22 protein-coding genes and 1 pseudogene are annotated in these 21,494 nt (G+C 72.4%); 11 read left to right on the top strand and 12 right to left on the bottom strand.

The features are described from left to right. The first annotated feature begins 58 nt into the window (after nt 1–58). The 3 genes from AB0F61_RS01205 (at nt 59) to AB0F61_RS01215 (ending at nt 2,455) form a co-directional block, all read left to right on the top strand. Entirely contained in the window at nt 59–727 is a 669-nt protein-coding gene (locus tag AB0F61_RS01205) for a response regulator transcription factor (RefSeq protein WP_357801932.1), read from the top strand. After that, nucleotides 724–1,899: a HAMP domain-containing sensor histidine kinase gene (locus AB0F61_RS01210; RefSeq protein WP_357801934.1), complete on the top strand. Its 1,176-nt coding sequence runs from the start codon at nt 724–726 to the stop codon at nt 1,897–1,899. Before AB0F61_RS01205 ends, AB0F61_RS01210 begins: the two co-directional genes overlap by 4 nt. Nucleotides 1,900–2,059: 160 nt before the next feature. Next, nucleotides 2,060–2,455: a VOC family protein gene (locus tag AB0F61_RS01215; RefSeq protein ID WP_357801937.1), complete on the top strand. Its 396-nt coding sequence runs from the start codon at nt 2,060–2,062 to the stop codon at nt 2,453–2,455. 75 nt (nt 2,456–2,530) lie between these two features. Here the strand turns inward: AB0F61_RS01215 and AB0F61_RS01220 are convergent, their stop codons facing one another. The 5 genes from AB0F61_RS01220 to AB0F61_RS01240 all read right to left on the bottom strand — a co-directional run bounded on the left by AB0F61_RS01220 (nt 2,531) and on the right by AB0F61_RS01240 (nt 8,996). Continuing rightward, nucleotides 2,531–3,319 (bottom strand): hypothetical protein, encoded by a 789-nt coding sequence (locus AB0F61_RS01220; protein WP_357801940.1) that lies wholly within the window; start codon nt 3,317–3,319, stop codon nt 2,531–2,533. Between the two features lie 170 nt (nt 3,320–3,489). After that, a complete protein-coding gene (locus tag AB0F61_RS01225) occupies nt 3,490–5,550 on the bottom strand; it encodes a 3-hydroxyacyl-CoA dehydrogenase NAD-binding domain-containing protein (RefSeq protein WP_357801943.1) in 2,061 nt (686 codons plus the stop codon). Next, nucleotides 5,547–6,770 carry a thiolase family protein gene (locus AB0F61_RS01230; RefSeq protein WP_357801946.1) on the bottom strand — a complete coding sequence of 408 codons (1,224 nt, stop codon included), beginning with the start codon at nt 6,768–6,770 and terminating at the stop codon, nt 5,547–5,549. Before AB0F61_RS01230 ends, AB0F61_RS01225 begins: the two co-directional genes overlap by 4 nt. A 158-nt stretch (nt 6,771–6,928) precedes the next feature. Continuing rightward, a complete protein-coding gene (locus tag AB0F61_RS01235; protein WP_357801949.1) occupies nt 6,929–8,248 on the bottom strand; it encodes a ribonuclease D in 1,320 nt (439 codons plus the stop codon). 175 nt (nt 8,249–8,423) lie between these two features. Continuing rightward, nucleotides 8,424–8,996, bottom strand: coding sequence for a DUF3000 domain-containing protein (locus AB0F61_RS01240; RefSeq protein WP_357801950.1), 573 nt, complete (start codon nt 8,994–8,996; stop codon nt 8,424–8,426). A gap of 136 nt (nt 8,997–9,132) precedes the next feature. On the opposite strand from AB0F61_RS01240, the gene hemE reads away from it, so the two are divergent. Genes hemE through hemQ form a run of 3 tightly spaced genes read left to right on the top strand, consistent with a single transcriptional unit; the run spans nt 9,133 to nt 12,344 of the window. Then, nucleotides 9,133–10,230 carry a uroporphyrinogen decarboxylase gene (hemE, locus tag AB0F61_RS01245; RefSeq protein ID WP_357801953.1) on the top strand — a complete coding sequence of 366 codons (1,098 nt, stop codon included), beginning with the start codon at nt 9,133–9,135 and terminating at the stop codon, nt 10,228–10,230. Between the two features lie 3 nt (nt 10,231–10,233). Beyond that, a complete protein-coding gene (gene hemG, locus AB0F61_RS01250; RefSeq protein WP_357801956.1) occupies nt 10,234–11,646 on the top strand; it encodes a protoporphyrinogen oxidase in 1,413 nt (470 codons plus the stop codon). Then, nucleotides 11,643–12,344, top strand: a complete 702-nt coding sequence (gene hemQ / locus AB0F61_RS01255; protein ID WP_357801958.1) for a hydrogen peroxide-dependent heme synthase — start codon at nt 11,643–11,645, stop codon at nt 12,342–12,344. The genes hemG and hemQ overlap by 4 nt, the downstream gene beginning before the upstream one ends. 63 nt (nt 12,345–12,407) lie before the next feature. Here the strand turns inward: hemQ and AB0F61_RS01260 are convergent, their stop codons facing one another. The 4 genes from AB0F61_RS01260 to AB0F61_RS01275 all read right to left on the bottom strand — a co-directional run bounded on the left by AB0F61_RS01260 (nt 12,408) and on the right by AB0F61_RS01275 (nt 15,393). Beyond that, nucleotides 12,408–13,520, bottom strand: coding sequence for a lytic polysaccharide monooxygenase (locus AB0F61_RS01260; protein ID WP_357801960.1), 1,113 nt, complete (start codon nt 13,518–13,520; stop codon nt 12,408–12,410). Nucleotides 13,521–13,639: 119 nt separating this feature from the next. Continuing rightward, complete coding sequence (locus AB0F61_RS01265; RefSeq protein WP_357801963.1) at nt 13,640–14,095, bottom strand: GNAT family N-acetyltransferase; 456 nt, start codon at nt 14,093–14,095, stop codon at nt 13,640–13,642. 19 nt (nt 14,096–14,114) lie between these two features. Further along, a complete protein-coding gene (locus tag AB0F61_RS01270; RefSeq protein ID WP_357801965.1) occupies nt 14,115–15,056 on the bottom strand; it encodes a DMT family transporter in 942 nt (313 codons plus the stop codon). Nucleotides 15,057–15,132: 76 nt separating this feature from the next. Beyond that, entirely contained in the window at nt 15,133–15,393 is a 261-nt protein-coding gene (locus tag AB0F61_RS01275; protein ID WP_007456992.1) for a hypothetical protein, read from the bottom strand. A 155-nt stretch (nt 15,394–15,548) separates the two neighbouring features. On the opposite strand from AB0F61_RS01275, the gene AB0F61_RS01280 reads away from it, so the two are divergent. The 3 genes from AB0F61_RS01280 (at nt 15,549) to AB0F61_RS01290 (ending at nt 17,351) form a co-directional block, all read left to right on the top strand. After that, entirely contained in the window at nt 15,549–15,824 is a 276-nt protein-coding gene (locus tag AB0F61_RS01280) for an isoamylase early set domain-containing protein (protein ID WP_357801967.1), read from the top strand. A 110-nt stretch (nt 15,825–15,934) separates the two neighbouring features. Further along, complete coding sequence (locus AB0F61_RS01285) at nt 15,935–16,678, top strand: lytic polysaccharide monooxygenase (RefSeq protein WP_357801970.1); 744 nt, start codon at nt 15,935–15,937, stop codon at nt 16,676–16,678. 64 nt (nt 16,679–16,742) lie between these two features. Next, nucleotides 16,743–17,351: a DUF305 domain-containing protein gene (locus tag AB0F61_RS01290; RefSeq protein WP_357801972.1), complete on the top strand. Its 609-nt coding sequence runs from the start codon at nt 16,743–16,745 to the stop codon at nt 17,349–17,351. Between the two features lie 30 nt (nt 17,352–17,381). On the opposite strand, the gene msrB is transcribed toward AB0F61_RS01290, so the two are convergent. Continuing rightward, nucleotides 17,382–17,786: a peptide-methionine (R)-S-oxide reductase MsrB gene (gene msrB, locus AB0F61_RS01295; protein WP_357247712.1), complete on the bottom strand. Its 405-nt coding sequence runs from the start codon at nt 17,784–17,786 to the stop codon at nt 17,382–17,384. A gap of 47 nt (nt 17,787–17,833) precedes the next feature. Between msrB and ligD the strand changes: the two genes are divergently transcribed. After that, on the top strand, nt 17,834–18,871 hold the full coding sequence (gene ligD / locus AB0F61_RS01300; protein WP_357801976.1) for a non-homologous end-joining DNA ligase: 1,038 nt from the start codon (nt 17,834–17,836) through the stop codon (nt 18,869–18,871). A 45-nt stretch (nt 18,872–18,916) separates the two neighbouring features. Here ligD and AB0F61_RS01305 read toward each other — a convergent pair whose 3' ends face one another. Continuing rightward, nucleotides 18,917–19,306: a hypothetical protein gene (locus AB0F61_RS01305; protein ID WP_357801979.1), complete on the bottom strand. Its 390-nt coding sequence runs from the start codon at nt 19,304–19,306 to the stop codon at nt 18,917–18,919. An 81-nt stretch (nt 19,307–19,387) separates the two neighbouring features. Here AB0F61_RS01305 and AB0F61_RS01310 point away from each other — a divergent pair. Beyond that, nucleotides 19,388–20,639 (top strand): annotated as a pseudogene (locus tag AB0F61_RS01310) (DUF222 domain-containing protein). A gap of 27 nt (nt 20,640–20,666) precedes the next feature. Here the strand turns inward: AB0F61_RS01310 and AB0F61_RS01315 are convergent. Then, nucleotides 20,667–21,404, bottom strand: a complete 738-nt coding sequence (locus AB0F61_RS01315; protein ID WP_357801982.1) for a VOC family protein — start codon at nt 21,402–21,404, stop codon at nt 20,667–20,669. Nucleotides 21,405–21,494 lie beyond the last annotated feature (90 nt).

The raw sequence follows: 21,494 nt of genomic DNA on the forward strand, positions 1-21,494 counted from the left end.
CTGACGATTGTTGCCGGCTGGCACTAGGTTGTCGGTGGTCAGCAGCGAGGAGGCCGGGATGCGGGTACTGGTGGTCGAGGACGAGCGCAACCTCGCCGACGCGATCGCGCGCGGGTTGCGCAAGCGGGGGATGGCGGTCGACGTGGCGTACGACGGCGACGCCGGCCACGAGGCGGCGTTCGTCACCCGGTACGACGTGGTGGTGCTGGACCGCGACCTGCCCGGCGTGCACGGTGACCAGATCTGCGCGGACCTGGCCGCCTCCGGCGCGCTGACCAGGGTGCTGATGCTCACCGCGAGCGGCACGGTGGCCGACCGGGTGGAGGGGTTGCAGCTCGGCGCGGACGACTACCTGTCCAAACCGTTCGCCTTCGACGAGCTGGTCGCCCGGGTGCAGGCGCTGGGCCGGCGGGCAACCCCGGCCGCACCGCCGGTGCTCGAACTGGCCGACCTGGTGCTCGACCCGGCCCGTCGGGTGGCCACCCGGGCCGGGGTGCCTGTCGACCTGACCAACAAGGAGTTCGGGGTGCTCTGCGAGCTGCTCAAGGCCCGCGGCGCTGTGGTTTCCAGCGAGGAGTTGCTGGAACGGGTCTGGGACGCGAACACCGACCCGTTCACCACGATCGTCCGCGTCACCGTGATGACGCTGCGCAAGAAGCTCGGTGACCCGCCCTTGATCGAGACCGTGGTGGGCGCGGGCTACCGCACGGCCGAGGTGGGCGCATGAGCCGCAGGGTGCGGCCCACCCTGCGGTTGCGACTGACCCTGCTCAACGGGGTGCTGCTGGTCGGCGCGGGGGCGATCCTGGTGCTGCTGGCCTGGCTGCTGGTCCGCGACGCGCTGCGCCCCACCGACGAGCTGCTGCCCGGCACGACGGTGCTGCTCTCCGACGGCGGGCGGATGGACGCCGCCGAGTGGCAGCGGCGTCTGGTCGACGCCGCGTCCGGTGAGCTGCTGGCCAAGGGCCTGGTCGCGCTGTTGGCGATAAGCGTGGTCGGGGTGGCCGGCGCGTACGCGGTGGCGGGCCGGGCGCTGCGCCCACTGCACCAGGTCACCGCGACCGCGCAGCGCCTCGGCGAGGCCACCCTGGACCAGCGGATCGGCTACTCGGGCGCCGACGACGAGGTGGCCGAGCTGGCGAAGACGTTCGACGCCATGCTGGACCGGATCGCGTCCGCGTTCGAGGCGCAGAAGCGCTTCGTGGCGAACGCCTCGCACGAGCTGCGTACCCCGTTGGCAGTGATGCGGACCGAGATCGACGTGACGCTCAGCGACGACGACGCGGATGCCGCCGAGTACCGCCGGATGGCGACTGTGGTCCGGGACGCGTCCGAGCGGGCGAACAGCCTGGTGGACGCGCTGCTGGTGTTGGCCCGCAGCGAGGCGCAGGCCGGGCGGCAGTTGGGCCGGCGTACCGAGTGCGATCTCTCGGCGGGCACCGCCAACGCGTTGTCGGCGATGCGCCGCGAGGTGGAGCGGATCGGCCTGCGGGTGCAGACGTCGTTGGAGCCCGCGCCGGTCGTCGGTGACCCGGGGCTGCTGGACCGGTTGGCCGGCAACCTCATCGAGAACGCGGTTCGCTACAACCACCTGCACGGCCGGCTCTGGGTGCGCACCGGCACCGACGGCGAGCGGTCCTGGCTGGTCGTGGGCAACACGGGGTTCGAGGTGGACCAGGCCGACGTGCCGGGGCTGTTCGAGCCGTTCCGGCGCGGTGGCCGGGAACGCACCGGGGCCCGCGGCTCCGGCCTGGGCCTGTCCATCGTCCGCGCGGTCTGCACGGCGCACGGCGGCACGGTACGGGTGATCGCGCAGTCCGGCGGCGGCCTGGAGGTGACGGTCACCCTGCCGACGGCGGACGCCCCGGCGGTCAACGGTGCGGTGCCTGGCCCCGGCTGAACGGGGTTGCGGAGGAGACTCGGCCGATGGCAAGATCGCCGCGTCAGCCCGAGAAGCGAAGGGGGTGCGTCGATGTCCACCGATCATGACTCCGCACCCCGGGTCTGCACCGGCTGACTCCCGGAAGCGGAGCGTCCCATCCCGCACGGAGGGAACACCCGTGTATCCACGGATCCGCAACATCAGTTTTGACTGTCACGACACGTACGCCCTGGCTGGCTTCTGGGCCGCCGTGCTCGGGTACGCCCGACACTCCGAGGACGCCCCGGGTGACCCGGAGGCGGCCCTGCTGCCGCCGGACGACGCCACCCCGAACCTGTTCTTCCAGGAGGTGCCGGAGGAGAAGGTGACAAAGAACCGGCTCCACATCTGCCTGGAACCTGTCGACCGGACCAGGGACGAGGAGGTCGAGCGGGTGCTCGGCCTCGGTGCCACAGTGGTCGCCGACCGTCGGAACGCCGACGGCACGGGCTGGGCGGTGCTCGCCGACCCGGAGGGCAACGAGTTCTGCGTGGTCCGCAGCGCGGCCGAGCGGGCCGCGACACCGGCGGCCTGAGCCTGCGCGGTCCGGTGGAGTACGGCAGGGGCCCCGGCCACCTCAGGGTGGCCGGGGCCCCGGTCGTCACACGGCTCAGGAGCGCTGCTCGACCTGACCCCGGATGGTGACGAACTCGGCCTCCACCTGCTTGGCGGTCTTGAAGTAGATCACCACCATGCCCACGCTGCCCCGGTCGGCCCAGAGGCAGACACCGAGCGGCACGCCCTCGGCCTTGCCGTCGCCGCAGCGCGCGTCACCGCCCAGCGGGCCCGCCTCGACCACCGCCATGTTGGTCACCGACAGTTCGCTGGAGAGTCCGGTGACGGCAACGTCCAGTTCCTTCTTCGGGTCGGCCATCACGCCGGACACCGCCGTGACCATGATGAGGTCCTGCTTGGCCGGGTCGCCGTAGAACGCCCCGATCGTGCTGGTCTCGTTCTGCACCTCGGCCTTCATCTCGCTGACCGCCTGGTCGGCGACTGTCTGCAACTGCGGGTCGGTGAGCTTCGGCCGGCCGGCGAGGGTCGCCGGCGCGACCACCCGGGTCCTGGTGGCGTCGACGACGTCGCTCACGTCGTCCTTGAGGGTGAACCAGGCGATCGCCACGCCGCCGAGGCAGAGCACCAGCACCACCGCCAGCACGATCAGCACGATCTTGCCGACGTTCGACTTCTTCGCCGGGGGCGGGCCGGCGGGCAGGTAGGGGCTGCCGTACGGCTGACCCGGCTGCGCGGGCGGGAACCCCTGCTGCTGCGGCGGCGGCCACCCCCCGGGCTGCTGCGGCTGGCCCGGCTGCTGCGGCTGCTGCGGCTGGCCCGGCTGCTGCGGCGGGGTGGGGGAATCGTGCGGCGGGCCGTACGGGGTGGCCGGCGGCTGAGACATCAGTTAGCTCCAAGTCAGGGGTGCAAAGCGCGTGATCCTAACCCGGTGCCGCTACCGGTGACGTCCCCGCGTAGGTCCCCTCGGACGACCGGGGTGATCACAAACGGTCGCGGTGGTCGGCCGTCCACGAGGGACGGTCCGACCACCGCGACGGTGGCGCTGCGATCTTCTCAGGCGGGCAGGCTCGCCGCCCCCGGCGGCAGGAACCGCTTACCGGTGACCCGCTCGGAGGTGCCGGTCCGATCCAGGTACGGGGTGACACCACCCAGGTGGAACGGCCACCCGGCGCCCAGGATCATGCACAGGTCGATGTCCTGCGCCTCGGCGACCACGCCCTCGTCCAGCATCAGCCGGATCTCCTGCGCGAGCGCGTCGAGCGCGTTCTGGCGTACCTGCTCGGCGGTCAACGGCTGGTCACCGACGACGAGGAGCTTGGCCACCTCGTCGTTGACCTGGTCGTCGACCACGATCGGCTGACCGGAGTCGGCGATGCGCTTGAGGTTGTCGCTGACCCCGAACCGGTCCGGGTACGCCGCGTGCAGGGTGCCGCCCACGTGGTACGCGACAGCCGGCCCGACCAACTGGAGCAGGGCGAGCGGGCGCATCGGCAGGCCCAGCGGGTCCAGTGCGCTGTTCGCCACGTCCAGCGGGGTGCCGGCGTCGACGGCGGCGAAGACGGTGCCCAGGAAACGGGTGAGCAGCCGGTTCACCACGAACGCCGGAGCGTCCTTGACCAGCACGCTCGACTTCTTGAGCTGCTTGCCGACCGCGAACGCGGTGGCCAGGGTGACGTCGTCGGTGCGCTCGCCCCGGACGATCTCCAGCAGCGGCAGCACCGCCACCGGGTTGAAGAAGTGGAAGCCGACCACCCGCTCCGGGTGCTCCAGCTCCGCGGCCATCTCGGTGATCGACAGCGAGCTGGTGTTGGTGGCGAGCACCGCCTCCGGGGAGACGATCTTCTCCAGCTCGGCCCAGACCTGCTTCTTGACGCCCAGGTCCTCGAAGACCGCCTCGATGACGAAGTCGGCGTCCGCGAAGGCGCTCTTGTCGACAGTGCCCGAGACCAGGCCGTACAGCTTGGCGGCGGTGCGCTTGTCCATCCGGCCCTTGGTGACGGCCTTCTCGATCTGGGTGTGCACGTAGCCGACGCCCTTGTCCACCCGGGACTGGTCCAGGTCGCTCATGACGACAGGCACCTGGAGGCGGCGGGCGAACAGCAGCGCCAACTGGCTGGCCATCAGGCCGGCGCCGACGATGCCGACCTTGGTGATCGTGCGGGCCAGACCCTTGTCCGGTGCGCCGGCCGGTCGCTTGGCCCGCCGCTGCACCAGGTCGAAGGCGTACAGGCCGCTGCGCAGCTCCTCGGAGAAGATCAGGTCCGCGAGGGCCTCGTCCTCGGCGGCGGTGCCGGCGGCGAAGTCGCCGTCCTTCGCCGTCTCCAGCAGGTCGAGGGCCTTGTACGCGGCCGGGACCGCGCCGTGCAGCCGCTGGTTGAGCGTCTCCCGGGCGAAGTAGAGCACGCCCGCCCACATGTCCTTGTCGACCTCGGGACGGGTGACGGTCACCCGACCGCGCACCACGTCGGCGGCCCACTCCAGGGAACGCTCCAGGAAGTCGGCCGGCTCCAGCAGCACGTCCGCGATGCCCAGCTCGGCGGCCTGCTTCGGCTTGAGCATCTTGTTCTGCATCAGCGGGTTCTGGATGATCACTTGGGTGGCCGCGGGGATGCCGATCAGGTTCGGCAGCAGTTGGGTGCCGCCCCAGCCGGGCACGAGACCGAGGGAGACCTCGGGCAGCGCGAGGGCCGCCGCGCCACCGGAGAGCGTCCGGTAGTGGCAGTGCAGCGCCAGCTCCAGGCCGCCGCCCATCGCCGCCCCGTTGACGAACGCGAAGGTGGGGACGGTGCTGTCCTTGAGCCGGGCGAACACCCGGTGACCGAGCCGGCCGATCTCCAGCGCCTGCGCGCGGTCGGCGAGCTGCGGCAGGCCGAGGATGTCCGCGCCCACGCAGAAGATGTACGGCTTGCCGGTGACCGCGATGAACGCCGGGTCGGCGGCGAGCGCGGCGGTGATCGCCTCGTCCAGGCTGGCCAGCCCACCCGGACCGAAGGTGTTCGGCTTGGTGTGGTCGAGCCCGTTGTCCAACGTGATCAGGGCGGCGGGTCGGTCCAGACCCGGTACGTTCACCTGTCGCAGCAGCGCCCGGGTGACGACCTCGTTCGGCGCCTTCACTTGTCGCCCTCCGTCCCCTGAGCCGGCTTGCTGGACCCCGTCCAGTGTGGGTTCTCCCAGATGACCGTGCCGCCCATGCCGATGCCGATGCACATGGCGGTGAGGCCGTAGCGGACCTCGGGGTGCTCGGCGAACTGGCGGGCCAACTGCGTCATCAGCCGTACGCCGGAGGAGGCCAGCGGGTGGCCGATGGCGATCGCGCCGCCCCACGGGTTGACCCGCGCGTCGTCGTCGGCGATGCCGAAGTGGTCGAGGAAGGCGAGCACCTGCACGGCGAACGCCTCGTTCAGCTCGAACAGGCCGATGTCGTCGATGCTGAGCCCGGCGAGGCGCAGCGCCTTCTCCGTCGACGGGATCGGGCCGACGCCCATCACCTCCGGTTCCACGCCGACGAACCCGAACGACACCAGCCGCATGGCGACCGGCAGGCCCAGCTCGCGGGCGGTTGCCTCGTCGGCGAGCAGGCTCGCGGTGGCACCGTCGTTCAGGCCGGCCGCGTTGCCCGCGGTGACCTTGCCGTGCGGGCGGAACGGGGTCTTCAGGGTGGCGAGCTTCTCCAGCGAGGTGTCCCGCGGGGCCTCGTCGACGGTGGCCAGGCCCCAGCCGCCCTCCGCGTCGCGGACGGACATCGGCACCAGGTCGTCCTGGAGCTTGCCGTTGGCGTACGCCTTCGCGGTCTTCTGTTGCGACGCGAGCGCGAACGCGTCGGTGCGCGCCTTGGTGATGTGCGGGACCAGGTCGTGCAGGTTCTCCGCGGTGGCACCCATGACCAGCGCGGACGGGTCGACAAGCTTCTCCGCGATGATGCGCGGGTTGGGGTCGACGCCCTCGCCCATCGGGTGGTGGCCCATGTGCTCGACGCCGCCGGCGATGGCGATGTCGTACGCGCCCATGGCGATGCCGCTGGCGACGGTGGTCACCGCGGTCATGGCGCCGGCGCACATCCGGTCGATGGCGAAGCCGGGAACGGTCTTGGGCAGCCCGGCCAGCAGGGCGGCGGTACGGCCGATGGTGAGGCCCTGGTCGCCGATCTGGGTGGTGGCCGCGATGGCGACCTCCTCGACCCGCTCCGGGGGGAGCTGCGGGTTGCGGCGCAGCAGTTCACGGATGCAGCGGATCACCAGGTCGTCGGCGCGGGTGTTGGCGTACATGCCACCCGCCTTGCCGAACGGGGTACGGACACCGTCGACAAAGACGACATCCCGAACTTCACGGGGCACTTGAGCCTCCTATTCGACCATGATTCGGCCTCGGTGCGAGCGGCACTCCGGACCGGACAAGGGTCGCCGACACGGGCACGTTCCCCCGAATGCTACTCGCCAGTAACCAACCCCGCGTCAACCCCCACCTGTGGCCCACCCCACACCCCGCCCCCCGGTCAGGGGGTGGGGTTCAGGGCCTGGGTCAGGTCGGCGGCGAGCAGCCCGATCTGCCACTCGCGGGCGTTGAGGCCGCGCAGGGTCTCCGCGACTGCCTCCTCGGTCAGCTCCTCCGGCGGGGTCCAGGCCAGCCGGCGCACCGAATCCGGCGTGATCAGGTTCTCCGGCGGCAGGTTGTGCTCACCGGCGATGCGGATCACCACCTCCCGGCAACGGGCCAACCGGCCAGCCGCCACCGGGTCGCGTTCGGCCCAGCGGTGCGGCGGGGGTGGGCCCTCCACCGTCGGGGAGACCGGCAACGAGTCGTCCGGCAACTGCCGGGCGTCGTCGAGGGCGGCGAGCCAGGTGCGGGCCAACCGACGGACCGACCGACCGCCGAAACCGGGCAGGGTCAGCAGGGTCTTCTCGTCCTTCGGGTCCAACTCGGCGGCGGCGATGATCGCCGAGTCGGGCAGCACCCGGCCGGGCGCGGCGTCCCGCCGGGAAGCGATCTGGTCCCGGGCGTACCACATCGAGCGGACGCGGGCCTGGGCCCGCGCCCCGCGCAGCCGGTGGATGCCGGAGGTACGCCGCCAGGGCTCCGCCCGCACCCGCGGCGGGCGCGCCCCGGTGCGGACCAGCGCGGCGAACTCCTCCGCCGCCCAGGCCGACTTGCCCTGTCGGCTCAGCTCGGCGTCGAGCGCGTCGCGCAGGTCGGTGAGCAGCTCCACGTCGAGGGCCGCGTACGTCAGCCACGACTCGGGCAGCGGTCGGCTCGACCAGTCGGCTGCCGAGTGGTGCTTCTCCAGGGTGAACCCGAGCAACTGCTCGGTCAGCGCGGCAAGCCCGACCCGCTCGAACCCCGCCAGCCGGGCAGCCAGCTCCGTGTCGAACAACCGGCGCGGGCGCAGCCCCACCTCGGCCAGACAGGGCAGATCCTGGCTGGCCGCGTGGAGCACCCACTCGGCGTCCCCGATCGCGGCGTCCAGCGCACTGAGGTCGGGCAGGGGCAGCGGGTCGATCAGCGCCGTGCCCGCGCCGGCCCGGCGCAGTTGCACCAGGTATGCGCGCTGGCTGTAGCGGTAGCCGGAGGCGCGCTCGGCGTCCAGGGCGACGGGGCCGCTGCCCGCCGCGAAGCGGGCCACGACCTCGGCCAGCTCGGCCGGAGCGGCCACCGGGTCGGGGGTGCCGTCACGCGGGGCGATCAGCGGAACGGGCCCACCGTCGGTCGGGTCGACCCCGTCGCCCGCCGGCTGCGGCTGGGCCGACGGCGGGTGCTGGGGTGCGTTTCCCGGAAGTTCTTCGGCGGGCCGACGGCGCAGGGGTGGTTCGTCGGTCACCTGCCAACCCTAGTGCGCGCGGTGAATCGGCGGGTGCAGCCGGTCCGGCGTGTGTCGGTCAGGTGTCCGCGAGGTGTCCCCGCGCATGCCGGACGCTGAGGCCGACAACGCCCGTTCGTGCTGGTACGTGCCATTGAACCGCCCTCCCGCAGCCGCCCGCCCCGGACCGGCGAGGTCAGGCCGCGCCGGCCGCCCGGCGGTCGGACAGGGCGGTGACCCCCGGTGGTGGCAGGCCGGCCGTGGAGGCGAGCAGCGCACACCAGCCGAGCAGGTGCGGGGTCAGCTCGTCGTCGACAGGCGTCCAGGAGGCGCGGATCTCGATGTCGCCGACGGTCGGCGGGCCGGCGAGGTCACCGAACCGGGTCGACATGGTCTGCGTCACCGTGCCGCCGATCGCCCGGTGGCCCGCGTCCTGGGCGTCCAACGCATCGGTCAGCCACGTCCAGCCGACCCCGGGCAGCAGCGGGTCGGCGGCCAGGTCGACCTCCAATTCGGCCGTCACGTAGGTGACCAACCGCAGGGTGCCCTGCCACGCCTCGTGGCCCACCGGGTCGTGCAGCAGGATCAACCGGCCGGTCGCCACCTCGTCGCCGTCGCGCAGCACCGTCGCGGAGAGCGCGAACGCGTACGGGGCCAACCGCTGGGGGGCGCCGACCTCCTCAAGCGTGATCTCCGGCCGGGGGGTCGCCGATCGCAGCCCGGCGACCGCGCGGGCGAACGTCTCCGGGAGCGCGATCGGGGGGGCCATGTCGGCAGCCTATGCCGCCGTCGGCCCCCGGCTTCGACGGCGCGCCGACACCCGTGCGCCGCCGGGGACCCGCAGAAGTCGCTCTTCCTTTCACCCCAGGTGGGGTGGGGTTGGTGGGCGTGGCACGATTGCGGCGATGACCACGGACACCACGGGCACTGTCGCCCGAGACGGAGAACCCCGCCCCGGCGGACCGGCCGACTCGCCCTTCGTCAGGGCCTGCCGGCGACGGTCCGGCCCGCACACCCCGGTCTGGTTCATGCGCCAGGCCGGTCGCTCGCTGCCGGAATACCGGGAGATCCGGGCGGGCGTGCCGATGCTGGAGTCCTGCCGTCGCCCGGAGATGGTCACCGAGATCACGCTCCAGCCGGTGCGCCGGCACGGAGTGGACGCGGCGGTCCTGTACAGCGACATCGTGGTGCCGGTCGCGGCGGCCGGCGTCGATCTGGACATCGTGCCGGGCACCGGCCCGGTGGTCGCCGAGCCGGTCCGCACCCTCGCCGATGTCGAGCGGATCCGCCCGATCACCCGCGACGACGTCCCGTACGTGGACGAGGCCGTCCGGCAGTTGGTGGTCGAGCTGGGCGACACCCCGCTCATCGGTTTCGCCGGCGCGCCGTTCACCCTGGCCAGCTACCTGGTCGAGGGTGGGCCGTCGCGGACCCACGTGAAGACCAAGGCCCTGATGTACGGCAACCCGGAGCTGTGGCACGCGCTCTGCGGCCGGCTGGCCGAGGTGACGCTCGCCTTCCTGCGGGTGCAGATCGAGGCTGGCGTGTCCGCAGTGCAGCTCTTCGACTCGTGGGCGGGCACGCTGTCCGAGGCCGACTACCGCCGTTACGTGCTGCCGCACTCCACAGCCGTGCTGAGTGGGTTGGTCAACGCCGGGGTGCCGCGGATCCACTTCGGGGTGGGCACCGCCGAGCTGCTCGGCGCGATGGGCGAGGCCGGCGCGGACGTGGTCGGCGTCGACTGGCGTACCCCGCTGGACGTCGCCACCCACCGGATCGGCCCGGACAAGGCGGTGCAGGGCAACCTGGACCCGGCTGTGCTGTTCGCGCCGTGGCCCGTGGTGGAGGCCGAGGTGCGCCGCATCCTGGAGCAGGGCCGGGCGGCACCCGGGCACGTGTTCAACCTCGGCCACGGGGTGCCGCCGGAGACCGACCCGGAGGTGTTGACCCGGGTGGTCGCGCTCGTGCACGAGCTGTCCAGCCGCCGGGCCGACCAGGGCTGACCGGTGACGCGGCAGCCCTGGCGGGTGGCGGTGGTCGGCGGCGGGATCGCCGGGCTGGCCGCCGCGGTCCGCCTGCGCGACCACGCACCGCCCGGCACCGAGATCACGGTGTACGAGCAGTCCGGCGCACTGGGCGGCAAACTGCGTACCGGGGAGTTGGCCGGCCAGCCGGTGGAGTTCGGCGCCGAGTCGTTCCTGATGCGTGACCCGACCGGGGCGGAGTCCGCCGCGGTGGCCCTGATCCGGCGGCTCGGGCTGGCCGAGAAGATCGTGCACCCCACGGTGGGGCAGGCCGCGCTTGTCGTCGACGGTGGGCTGCGCCCCATCCCGGGCGGCACCCTGGTGGGCGTACCCGGGGATCTGGACCGGGTGACCTCGGTCGCCCGCCCGGCGGCGGACGCCGACACCGACGACGGGCGGCCGCTGGTCGGGCCGGACGCGGACGTCTCGGTGGGCGCGCTGGTCCGGTCCCGCTTCGGCGACGAGGTGGTCGAGCGGCTTGTCGACCCGATGCTGGGCGGCGTGTACGCGGGCCGCGCCGACGATCTCTCCCTGGTCACGACGATGCCGGCGTTGGCCCGCGCGGCCCGGGTGGAGCACACCCTGGTCGGCGCGGTCCGGGCCGCGCAGGCCGCCGCGCCGCGCGCCCCCGGCGCCCCGGTCTTCGGCACCCTCGCCGGCGGGCTGCGCACCCTGGTCGAGGCGGCGGTGACGGCAAGCGGCGCGACGGTACGGCGAGAGGCCGCCGTGCGCGAGTTGACCCCTGTCGACACGGGTTGGCGGCTCACCGTCGGCCCGACGCGCGACCCCGCGCTTGTCGACGTGGACGCCGTGGTGCTTGCGGTGCCGGCGCGACCGGCGGCCCGGCTGCTCGCGGGCCCCGCCCCGGCGGCCGCGGCGGGTGTCGGTGAGCTGGACTACGCGAGCGTCGCGCTGGTCACGCTGGCGCTGCCGCAACCGCAACTGCCCGAGTTGTCCGGCTTCCTGGTGCCCAGCACCGAGGGTCTGCTGATCAAGGCCGCGACCTTCTTCACCACCAAGTGGGGGCACCTGCGCCGCCCGGACGGCCTGGCGTTGGTGCGCGCGTCGGTGGGCCGGTACGGCGAGGAGGCGCACCTCCAGCGCCCCGACGCGGACCTGGCGACCACCGTGCACCGAGAGCTGTCGGCGGTGCTCGGCACCCCGTTGCCCGCCCCGGTCGACGGGCACGTGCAGCGGTGGGGCGGCGCGCTGCCGCAGTACGCCCCGGGGCACGCCGACCGGGTCGCCACCGCGCGGGCGGCGTTGCGGGAGGCGTACCCGACAGTGGTCCTCGCCGGCGCCGGTTACGACGGGGTCGGCATCCCGGTCTGCGTCCGTTCCGGCGAGACGGCGGCCGACGAGATCATCACAGCACTGGGAGGATCGGCGAGATGACCGAGCAGACCAACGCGGCCCGGTTGCGGGAGCTGAACGACAGCATCCGCTACACCATGTGGTCGGTGTTCCGGGCCAGCGCCCCGCTGCCGTCGCTGCGGGACAACGTCACCGGCGAGGTCGTGGCCCTCTTCGACGAGCTGGCCGGCAAGGACGTGGTGGTCCGCGGCGTGTACGACGTCGCCGGTCTGCGCGCCGACGCGGACGTGATGATCTGGTGGCACTCCGCGTCGAGCGACGCGCTCCAGGACGCGTACCTGCGGTTCCGCCGCACCACGCTGGGACGGTCGCTGACGCCGGTCTGGTCGCAGATGGCGTTGCACAGGCCGGCCGAGTTCAACAAGAGCCACATCCCGGCGTTCCTGGCCGGCGAGGAGGCCCGCCCCTACATCTGCGTGTACCCGTTCATCCGCTCCTACGAGTGGTACCTGCTGCCCGACGCCGAGCGGCGCGAGATGCTTGCCGAGCACGGCAAGATGGCCCGCGGCTACCCGGACGTACGCGCCAACACGGTGGCCTCGTTCGCGTTGGGTGACTACGAGTGGATGCTCGCCTTCGAGGCGGACGAGCTGCACCGGATCGTCGACCTCATGCGGGACCTGCGCGCCTCCGGCGCCCGCCGGCACGTCCGCGAAGAGGTCCCGTTCTACACCGGGCGCCGCCGCTCGGTCGCCGAGATCGTCAACTGCCTGGTCTGATTCCCACGCCCCAGCCCGCCGGCCGGTGCCGCACCCCCGCCCGGGTGCGGCACCGGTCGGAGGTCAACTGGTCGTCGTGCAGGAGACCAGCGGAACCGGGTTGCTGCCGTTCCACGAGCCGAGGAAACCGAACGTGGTGCTCGCGCCGGCGGCGAGGGTGCCGTTGTGATTGGCGTTGCGTGCTGTGACAAGCGAGCCGTTGGTGCTGACCGTCGCGTTCCACGACGAGGTGACCTGCTGGCCGTTGTTGTAGTTCCAGCTCACCGACCAACCTCGGGTGGGTGAGCCGCCCGCGGTCACCTTCACCTCGGCCTGGAAGCCGCCGGACCACTGGCCGGTGACCTGGTACGTCGCCGTGCAGGCCCCAGCCGGCGGCGGGGTGCTCGGCGGCGGGGTGGTGGGCGGCGGGGTGGTCGGCGGAGGAGTGGTGGGCGGCGGGGTCGTCGGCGGCGGCGTGGTCGGCGGCGGGGTGCTCGTGCCCCCGAAGGTGACGTCGCTGCACAGGTAGTACGACTGGTCCAGGTGGCTGGCCTGCCAGACGGTGTAGACGATGTGCCGGCCGGTACGCCCGGACGCGTTCACCGGGATCTGGATGGAGACACCACCGGTGTCCGGGTTCCACTGGGAGGCCGGAGTGTTGCCGATCTGACCGGCCAACTCCAGGTCGTCCCAGCCGAGCGGCTCGGTGAGCGCGTCGAAGCCCTGCTTGGTCACGTACACCCGGATGTAGTCGGCGCCGTGACTTGCCTGGTCGAAGAAGCGGAGCCGGAAGTTGTTCGACACCGCTGTGGTCTTCCACGCGCCGATGGTGTCCAGCGAGTTGTAGCGCGGGCTCTGGGTGCGCCCGCCGCTGCACAGTTGGCCGTTGGGGACGGCGGCCTGGTGGTTACCGCCCACGCCTTCGCGGAACAGGCCGTTCCAGTTCCACATGGCGGCCGGGTCGGCCTGCCAGGCCTGCCAGCACATGGGGTCTTCGGTGGCCATCCGGGGGTTCTGGAAGTCGCCACCCCACCGTTGCCAACAGCTGTAGTTGCGCGAGGGCGGGTCGACGACCGATCCGTGCGCGGAGGCGGGCTGGACCTGCATGGTGTTCAGCGCGGTCGTCAACAGGAGCGTGGTGGTCGCCGCGATGGCGAACAACCAGAGCACGCGTCGTGATCGGGTGGAAGTGGACATGGAGCCCCCGGGGGGATGAGGTCGGACGACGACACCCGGATCGACGGGAGTTGCCCACTCCCGCGCCTAATCGCTGGCTCCCGCGACGGCTCTACCCCGAAACCATGCCAGCTCGATCGTCAGTCGTCAATGACATCGCGGCGCATCGGGGTGTGCGGGATGCCGTCCTCGACGTACTCCGGGCCGCTGACCGCGAAGCCGCGCCGGGTGTAGAACGCCACCAGGTGCGACTGGGCGTCCAGCACGCAGGGCCGGTTGCCCACCACCTCCAGCGCCGCGCTCATCAGCCGGCCGGCGTGCCCGCCGCCGCGCGCCTGCGGGGCCACCACCACCCGACCGATCCGGGCGGTGCCGTCCGGGTCGGCCAGGATCCGCAGGTACGCCAGCGGCGCGCCGCCGTCGGTCAGCCAGAGGTGCCGGGTGCCCGGCTCGACGTCGCGCCCGTCGAGTTCCGGGTAGGGGCACTGCTGTTCCACGACGAACACGTCGATGCGCAGCTTGAGCAGGTCGTGGAAGGTGCGGGCGTTCAGGTCGGCGAAGGACGCCGTCCGGATTTCGGTGGTCTGCTGGGGCACCCACCGATGGTAGGCCCACTCAGCGGATGTCCGGTCGAGGTGCCAGGTAGGTGGCGGCCACGGCGGTGAGCAGCAGGACGCCGCCGACGACGACCGGCAACGGGAGCGGCTCGTGCAGCAGCGCCACCGCCAGCGCCGCGGCGGTGAGCGGTTCCAGCAGGGTGAGCACGGCGGCGACGCTGCCCGGGGTGGTGCGCAGCCCCGCGTAGAACAACGCGTACGCCAGCGCGGTGGTGACCACGCCCAGGTGCAGCAGCAGTGCCACGGTGTCCAGGCGGAGCGGCACGCTGACCCCGGCGACCACTGCGAACGGCGCGAGGGCCAGCGCACCGACCACTGTGGAGACGGTGGTCAGCGTCATCGGCGCGGTGTGCTGCGACAGGTTCCGGCTGATCAGGGTGGTCACCGCGTACCCCAGGCCGGAGCCGGTCGCCGCGAGCAGGCCGAGCAGTGGCGCGGGCGCCGCGGCGGTGGGATCTGCCGTCGCCCCGGTGATCAGGGCGAGACCGAGCACGGCGGCGACAAGGGTGGCGAGGCGCAGCGGGCCGGGGAGGCGTCGGGCGCGCACCGACTCCCAGGCCGCGGCGAGCACCGGGGCCAGACCCAGGCTGACAACTGTGGCGACGCTGACGCCGGCCCACGCCACCGCGACGAAGTAGAGCGCCTGGTAGAGGCCGAGGCCGACGCCGGTGAGCAGCAGCGGTACGGGTGCCGCCCGCAGCGCGGACCGCAGCGTGCCGAGCCGGCCGGCGGTGCACGCCAGCAGTACGAGAGCGGCGATCGCGACGCGATGGAAGCCGATGCTCACCGGGCTGAGCCCGGTGCCGTCGCGCAAAAGTTGCACCGCCACGCCGGTGGTGCCCCACAGCACGCCGGTGACGGTGATCTGGATCAGGCCGGTGCGGGCCGGACCGGCGGCCGTGGCCGGGGCGGCCGGCGGCACGGTACGGGAGAGGGACACGGAGGCCGACCGTACCGGAGGATCGTGGTGGGATCTGGCGGTTTTTCAGCCGGCCGGCACGACCGTGGGCGTGCGGTCAGGCCGGGCGGGCGCCGACCGCGTCGCGGATCTCTGCGCCCTCGGCGCCCTCGACCGCGCGGGCGCAGTGTCCGCAGCAGAAGAAGCGGCCGTTGACCTCGACGCCATGCCCGACGATCTTGATTTGGCAGTGCTCGCAGATCGGTGCCATCCGGTGGATCGCGCACTCGAACGAGTCGAAGGTGTGCACGTCGCCGCTGACGGTGTGCACCTCGAACGCCATCCAGTAGTCGTTGCCGCAGACCTCGCACGTGGCCATCGCCAACCCCCCTCATCACGACATTTCGCCCAGAATGCCGCAACCTCGGATGGGCGCGGACGGAAATGCCGCTCTCCGGCGGCCGGGGCGGCGTGTCGGCTCCGGCGTGTTGTCCGTTGTTTCAGGTGAACCGCCGCAACCCCCGGAGGGTCACAGTGATCAAGCGCAACAAGCTCTTCGGCAACCAGACCCGGGTGACCTTCTGCCTGCCCCGGGATTCCCCGCCCGGCCCGGTGAGCGTCGTCGGCTCCTTCAACGGCTGGGAGCCGGGTCGACACGAGTTGGTGACCCGCCGCGACGGCATGCGGACCGTCACCGTGAAACTCCCGCCGGGGGAGTACGTCTTCCGTTACCTCGCCGCCGGCGGCGTCTGGCTGGACGACGAGTCGGCCGACCAGGTCGACGACCGGGGCAGCCTGCTCCGGATCTGACAGGGAAACTCGCCACCATCGATGGATTTATTGATGGGAGTCTTTACTGTTAACAAAGTTTAAATTATGTTGAGGGGCACCTACCGGACCCTGGAGAAGGAGCCGCCCCGATGCGTCGAAGAATCACCATCCCGCTGGTGGCGGCCGGTGCCGTCGCCGCCACCCTCACCGTCGCCGCTCCCGCGCAGGCGCACGGCTACGTCTCCGCCCCGCCCAGCCGGCAGGCGCTCTGCGCGCAGGGCCGGGTGCCCGACTGCGGGCAGATCAAGTACGAGCCGCAGAGCGTCGAAGGGCCCAAGGGCCTGCGCAGCTGCAACGCCGGCATCGCCCAGTTCGCCGTCCTCAACGACGACAACCGGGGCTGGCCGGCCACCTCGGTCGGCAGCTCGCTGACCTTCACCTGGGTCAACACCGCCCGCCACGCCACCAGCAACTGGGAGTACTGGATCGGCAACACCCGGGTCGGCGTGGTCAACGGCAACGGCCAGCAACCGGGCGCGACGGTCTCACACACCGTCAACCTGGGCGGCTTCTCCGGTCGGCAGAAGATCCTCGCGGTGTGGAACATCTCCGACACCGCGAACGCCTTCTACTCCTGCATCGACGTGCAGATCGGCGGCGGTGGCGGGCCGGCCCCCACCCCCACCCCGAGCGCCTCACCCACCCCACGGCCCACCCCGACCGCCACGCCGAGCACGACGCCCGCCCCGGGCGGCAGTTGGACGACCGGCCGGGCGTACCAGGTCGGTGACCAGGTCACCTACGGCGGACGGACGTACCGCTGCCGGCAGGCGCACACGGCGATCCCCGGCTGGGAGCCGCCGAACGTACCGGCGCTCTGGCAACAGGTCTGACCCCACGGGTGCGGCCACCGGCCGCACTCGTGCCGCCGTCCCCGCGTGAACGGAGCACCCCGGCATGCCCCGTCGTACCCGTCTGGTGTCCCTTGTCGCCGCGCTGCTGCTCACCGGCGCCTGCGGCGGGTCGCCCACGTCGAGCCCGCCGGCCGTGCCGCAACCGGCCCCCGCGTCCCCGGTCGGGGCGGCGTCGCCCGGACCCGGGGGCGCGGGGTCCGCGGTCGCCGGGGACGCGATGAGCGGGATCGACGTGGTCTTCCTGACCACGATGGTCGCGCACAGCGAACGCACCCTGCAGATCGTCGCGCTGGCTCGCGACCGGGTGCGCGACGACGCGCTGCGCACCCTGGCCGCCGCCATCGAGGCGACCGAGGCCGACGAGCTGTCCGCGATGCGCGGCTGGTTACCCACGACCGGGCCGGGTGCCAGCGCGGGCGCACACAAGCACGAAGGGCACGGCGACGACGCCGCGCTCGACCGACTGCGGACCGCGCCGGACGCGGACGTCGACCGGGCACTGCGCGAGGTGCTCGCCGACCACCAGCGTGCGGCGGCCGACCTGGCCCGAGCCCAGGTCGGCGTCGGCCGCAACGAGCAGGTCCGCGACCTGGCCCGGCGGATCGAGCAGTCCCGGACCGCCGAGGTCGAGCTGCTCCGGGGTACGCGGTGAGCGCTCGCCGCCGTGCCCGGACAGCTCAGGTCAGCGGGGTTCCAGCCGGACCGAGATCGAGTTGACGCAGTGCCTGGTGTCCTTCGGGGTGAAGCCCTCACCGTGGAAGACGTGCCCGAGGTGACTGTCGCAGCGGGCGCAGCGGATCTCGGTGCGCGCCATGCCGAGACTGCGGTCCTCGATTTCCTTCACCCGGCCCGGGATGGCGTCGTCGAAGCTCGGCCACCCGCAGTGCGAGTCGAACTTCGTGTCGCTGGAGAAGAGCTCCAACCCGCAGGCGCGGCAGTGGTAGACCCCCTGGGTCTTCGTGTCCACGTACTCGCCGACCCACGGGCGTTCGGTGCCGGCCTCCCGCAGGACGTGGAACTCCTCGGGGGTCAACCGGACCCGCCACTCGTCGTCGGTGCGGGGCAGCTCGTTGTCGTCAAGACTCACCCGTCAACGGTACGTCGAACGTCGGGGGCGTGGCATAAGGTCGCGAGATGGCGGGCACCAAGGCAGCGGTCACCGAGGTCGAGGTGGCCGGGCACACCGTACGGCTGAGCAGTCCGGACCGGGTGATCTTCCCCCAGCGGGGCTTCACCAAGGCGGACGTCTTCCACTACTACGTCGCGGTCGGCGACGGGATCATGCGCGCCCTGCGGGAGCGTCCCACCACGCTGCAACGCTTCCCCGAGGGCGTCGAGGGCGAGGCGTTCTTCCAGAAGCGGGTGCCCACCCGAGGGGTGCCGCCCTGGGTGACGACCGCGCAGATCACCTTCCCCAGCGGTCGCAGTGCGGCGGAGCTGTGCCCGGCCGATCTGGCGCACGTGGCCTGGGCGGCGCAGATGGGCACCATCGTCTTCCACCCGTGGCCGGTGCGCGCCGCCGACGTCGACCGACCCGACGAGCTGCGCATCGACCTGGATCCGCAGCCCGGCACCGACTTCGCCGACGCGGCGCGGGCCGCCGGGGAGGTCCGCGCGCTCCTCGACGAGCTGGGCGTGACCGGTTGGCCGAAGACCTCCGGTGGCCGGGGTGTGCACGTCTACCTGCGCATCCAGCCCCGTTGGACGTTCACCGAGGTGCGCCGGGCCACCATCGCGCTCGCCCGGGAGGTGGAGCGACGCCACCCCGACCTGGTCACCACCGCCTGGTGGAAGGAGGAGCGCGGCCGGCGGGTCTTCGTCGACTTCAATCAGATGGCCCGGGACCGGACGATCGCCTGCGCGTACTCCCTGCGGGCCAACGCGCGGGCCACCGTCTCCACCCCGGTCACCTGGGACGAGCTGCCCGACGTCGACCCGGACGACTTCGACCTGCGTACCGTCCCGGCCCGGCTCGCCGAGCGCGGCGATCCGCACGCCGGCATCGACGACGCTCCGTGGGACATCACGCCCCTGCTGGAGTGGGCCGACCGGGACGCCGCCGCCGGCCAGGGCGACCTGCCGTACCCGCCGGACCACCCGAAGATGCCCGGCGAGCCCAAGCGCGTGCAGCCCAGCCGCGCCAAGCGCGCGCCCGACGACGAGAGCGCCTGAGCGGCCTCGCCTCAGGCGGGTGAGCGGGCGGTCCAGCCTCGGTGGTCAATCTGCGCGGTCGAGCGGTTCCTCCGGTGTTCGTCCGGGTGGTGTGATCACCTCCGGGAGAAGCTGGTGGTAGTCCTGGTAGTCGTCGGTCACTGTGAGTGCTTGCCACCTCGCCTGCCAATCTTCACCTGGTTGGACGAAATCATCCTCGGTAAGCCGAGTTGCGCGGAGCCTCGCTGCCCGCGCAGCGGCTTGTTCGCGAGTCATGCCGAAGCTGTCGACAGCCAGCCGGGCGACGGCATCCGGTCGAGCGCTGGCTGGTAGGTCCTGGACTCGCTGACCTGTATCAAGGGCGATGGTGATGAGCAAGGCGAGGTGTTCGACCGCCAGCTCCGTTGGGAAACCGTGTTCTGATGCCAGGTCGATCAGGAAGACTGCTAGTGGCATGTCGGCACGGGGCCGAGGGCTGGGCCATCCGCGGTGCCTGGCGCGGCCGGAGTTGTCGTACACCTGTTCTAGAGTTTGGGTGTGATCGATGAGTTGGCGCGGGCGGAGAGTGCGGTGGCGATCTGCACCGACGCGGCCGCCTGGCCCCTCGCCGAGCATGAGCTGATCGCTGCTCTCGACGCCGCGCACCGCGTCGAGCAACGTCTCGCCGCTGTCAAGCTGGCATTGGTGCGCGAGTTGGACGGTCGCGGCACCGCACTGACGCAGGGCGCCTCCAGCACGGTGGTCTGGCTGCGCGAGCGACTGCGGTTGACAGTTCCCGCCGCGCACCGGCTGGTCGACCTCGCGGCCTGCGTCGACGCGGCCCCGACAGCGGTGCGGGGTGCTCTGGCGACCGGCGCGGTAACCGTGGAGCAGGCCCGGGTCATCGCCGACGCCGTCAGCACCGTGCAGACGGCCGCCGGGCCGGAGGTCGCCGACAAGGCCGTGGGTGTGCTTGTCGAGTGGGCCGGGCAGTTCGACCCCACCCTGCTGCGCAAGCTCAGCACCCGCATCCTCGACCACGTCGCCCCCCGACATCGCCGACGCCGCCGCCCGCGCCGCACTGGACGCCGAGGCCGCCCGGGCAACCCGAGACCGGCACGTCACCGTCTCCGAGCAGGCCGGCGGACGGCTACGGCTCAGCGGCACCCTCGACGCGGAGACCGCCGCGCTCGTGCGCGCCGCCATCGACCCGCTCAGCGCACCCAGCGGGCCCGACGACACGCGTAGCGCCGGCCAGCGCCGGCACGACGCCCTCGCCGAGGTGTGCCGGCTGGCGCTGCGCACCGGTGAGCTGCCGGAGAACGGCGGCGACCCCGCCCAGCTCGTCGTCACCACCAGCTTCGACGAACTGACGCGGCAGTTGCACGCCGGTGCGCTCGACGTCGGCCTGCGCCTCACTCCCGAGACGGTGCGTCGGCTCGCCTGCGACGCCGCCATCCTGCCGGCCGTGCTGGGCGGTGCCGGTCAGGTCCTCGACGTGGGCCGGCAACGGCGCCTCGTCAGCGGTCCGCTGCGGCGGGCGCTGGTGCTGCGCGACGGTGGCTGCGCCTTTCCCGGGTGCGACCGGCCACCCCGGTGGTGCGCCGCCCACCACATTCGACACTGGGCCGATGGCGGCCCGACCAGCCTGGACAACGCGGTGCTGCTCTGCGGCCACCACCATCGGCACCTGCACCAGAGCGAGTGGACGGTCCGGCTGGGCGGCGACGGCAAACCGGAGTTCGTACCGCCGGCCCGGCTCGACCCCGACCAGCTCCCGCGCCGCAACCACTATCACCGGCGGACGTAGCCCAACCGCGGATGGCGGGGGTTCGGGTCAGCCGGGGGCGAGGAGGCAGAACTCGTTGCCTTCCGGGTCGGCGAGGACGGTCCACGGGACCTCGTTCGGGCCCAGGTCGACGGCGGTGGCGCCGAGGGCCCGCAGTCTGGCCGCCTCGGCCGCCAGGTCGTCGCCCGGGTATGGGCGGACGTCGAGATGGACGCGGTTCCACCCGGTCTTCACATCTGGTGTGCGGACGAACCGCAGATATGGGCCGACGCCCTTGGCGGAGCGCAACACCGCGCTGTGGTCGGTCACCTCGTGCAGGGTCCAGTCCATCGCCCTGTCCCAGAAGCTGGCCATGGCTCGCGGGTCCGCGCAGTCGACCACCACCGCGGCGATCGGCCCGGTGTCCCGGTAGAGCGGCCGGGGGTCCAGCACGCAGAACTCGTTGCCCTCCGGGTCGGCCATGACCGTCCATGGCACGTCGCCCTGGCCGACGTCGGCGAGTGTCGCGCCGAGGTCCCGCAGGCGCGTGACCACCTGCGCCTGATGGGCCGCCGAGGTGGTGGCGAGGTCGACGTGCACGCGGTTCTTCACCGTCTTGGGTTCCGTGGAGACGACGAGGTCGACGCAGACGGCGACGGGATCGGGGTAGACGAAGCCCTCGGGTTCGAGGTTGGTCACGCCCGGTCCCTCGCTGGAGATCCCCCAGCCGAGCGCCTCCGCCCAGAAACCGCCGAGTGCGGCGTCGTCCCCAGCCTTCATGTTGATCTGTACGAGCCGCGTTGCCATGGCGACGATGCTAGGGCCTGCCAGCCGACGGCGTCGGCCGTGATGTCGGCGGGGTGGTGGTGTCGGCGGGGCGGTGGTGTCGGCCGTGGC

It is taken from the genome of Micromonospora sp. NPDC023888 (genome assembly GCF_040639415.1).
Lineage (GTDB): Bacteria > Actinomycetota > Actinomycetes > Mycobacteriales > Micromonosporaceae > Micromonospora.

Excerpts from the sequence above, each read along its gene's own strand:
- AB0F61_RS01205 (WP_357801932.1), top strand. The coding sequence starts at position 59 with ATGCGGGTACTGGTGGTCGAGGACGAGCGCAACCTCGCCGACGCGATC.
- AB0F61_RS01220 (WP_357801940.1), bottom strand. The coding sequence starts at position 3,319 with ATGTCTCAGCCGCCGGCCACCCCGTACGGCCCGCCGCACGATTCCCCC.
- AB0F61_RS01285 (WP_357801970.1), top strand. The coding sequence starts at position 15,935 with ATGCGTCGAAGAATCACCATCCCGCTGGTGGCGGCCGGTGCCGTCGCC.
- AB0F61_RS01290 (WP_357801972.1), top strand. The coding sequence starts at position 16,743 with ATGCCCCGTCGTACCCGTCTGGTGTCCCTTGTCGCCGCGCTGCTGCTC.
- AB0F61_RS01260 (WP_357801960.1), bottom strand. The coding sequence starts at position 13,520 with ATGTCCACTTCCACCCGATCACGACGCGTGCTCTGGTTGTTCGCCATC.
- AB0F61_RS01275 (WP_007456992.1), bottom strand. The coding sequence starts at position 15,393 with ATGGCCACGTGCGAGGTCTGCGGCAACGACTACTGGATGGCGTTCGAG.
- ligD (WP_357801976.1), top strand. The coding sequence starts at position 17,834 with ATGGCGGGCACCAAGGCAGCGGTCACCGAGGTCGAGGTGGCCGGGCAC.
- hemE (WP_357801953.1), top strand. The coding sequence starts at position 9,133 with ATGACCACGGACACCACGGGCACTGTCGCCCGAGACGGAGAACCCCGC.
- AB0F61_RS01315 (WP_357801982.1), bottom strand. The coding sequence starts at position 21,404 with ATGGCAACGCGGCTCGTACAGATCAACATGAAGGCTGGGGACGACGCC.
- hemQ (WP_357801958.1), top strand. The coding sequence starts at position 11,643 with ATGACCGAGCAGACCAACGCGGCCCGGTTGCGGGAGCTGAACGACAGC.
- AB0F61_RS01210 (WP_357801934.1), top strand. The coding sequence starts at position 724 with ATGAGCCGCAGGGTGCGGCCCACCCTGCGGTTGCGACTGACCCTGCTC.
- AB0F61_RS01305 (WP_357801979.1), bottom strand. The coding sequence starts at position 19,306 with ATGCCACTAGCAGTCTTCCTGATCGACCTGGCATCAGAACACGGTTTC.
- AB0F61_RS01240 (WP_357801950.1), bottom strand. The coding sequence starts at position 8,996 with ATGGCCCCCCCGATCGCGCTCCCGGAGACGTTCGCCCGCGCGGTCGCC.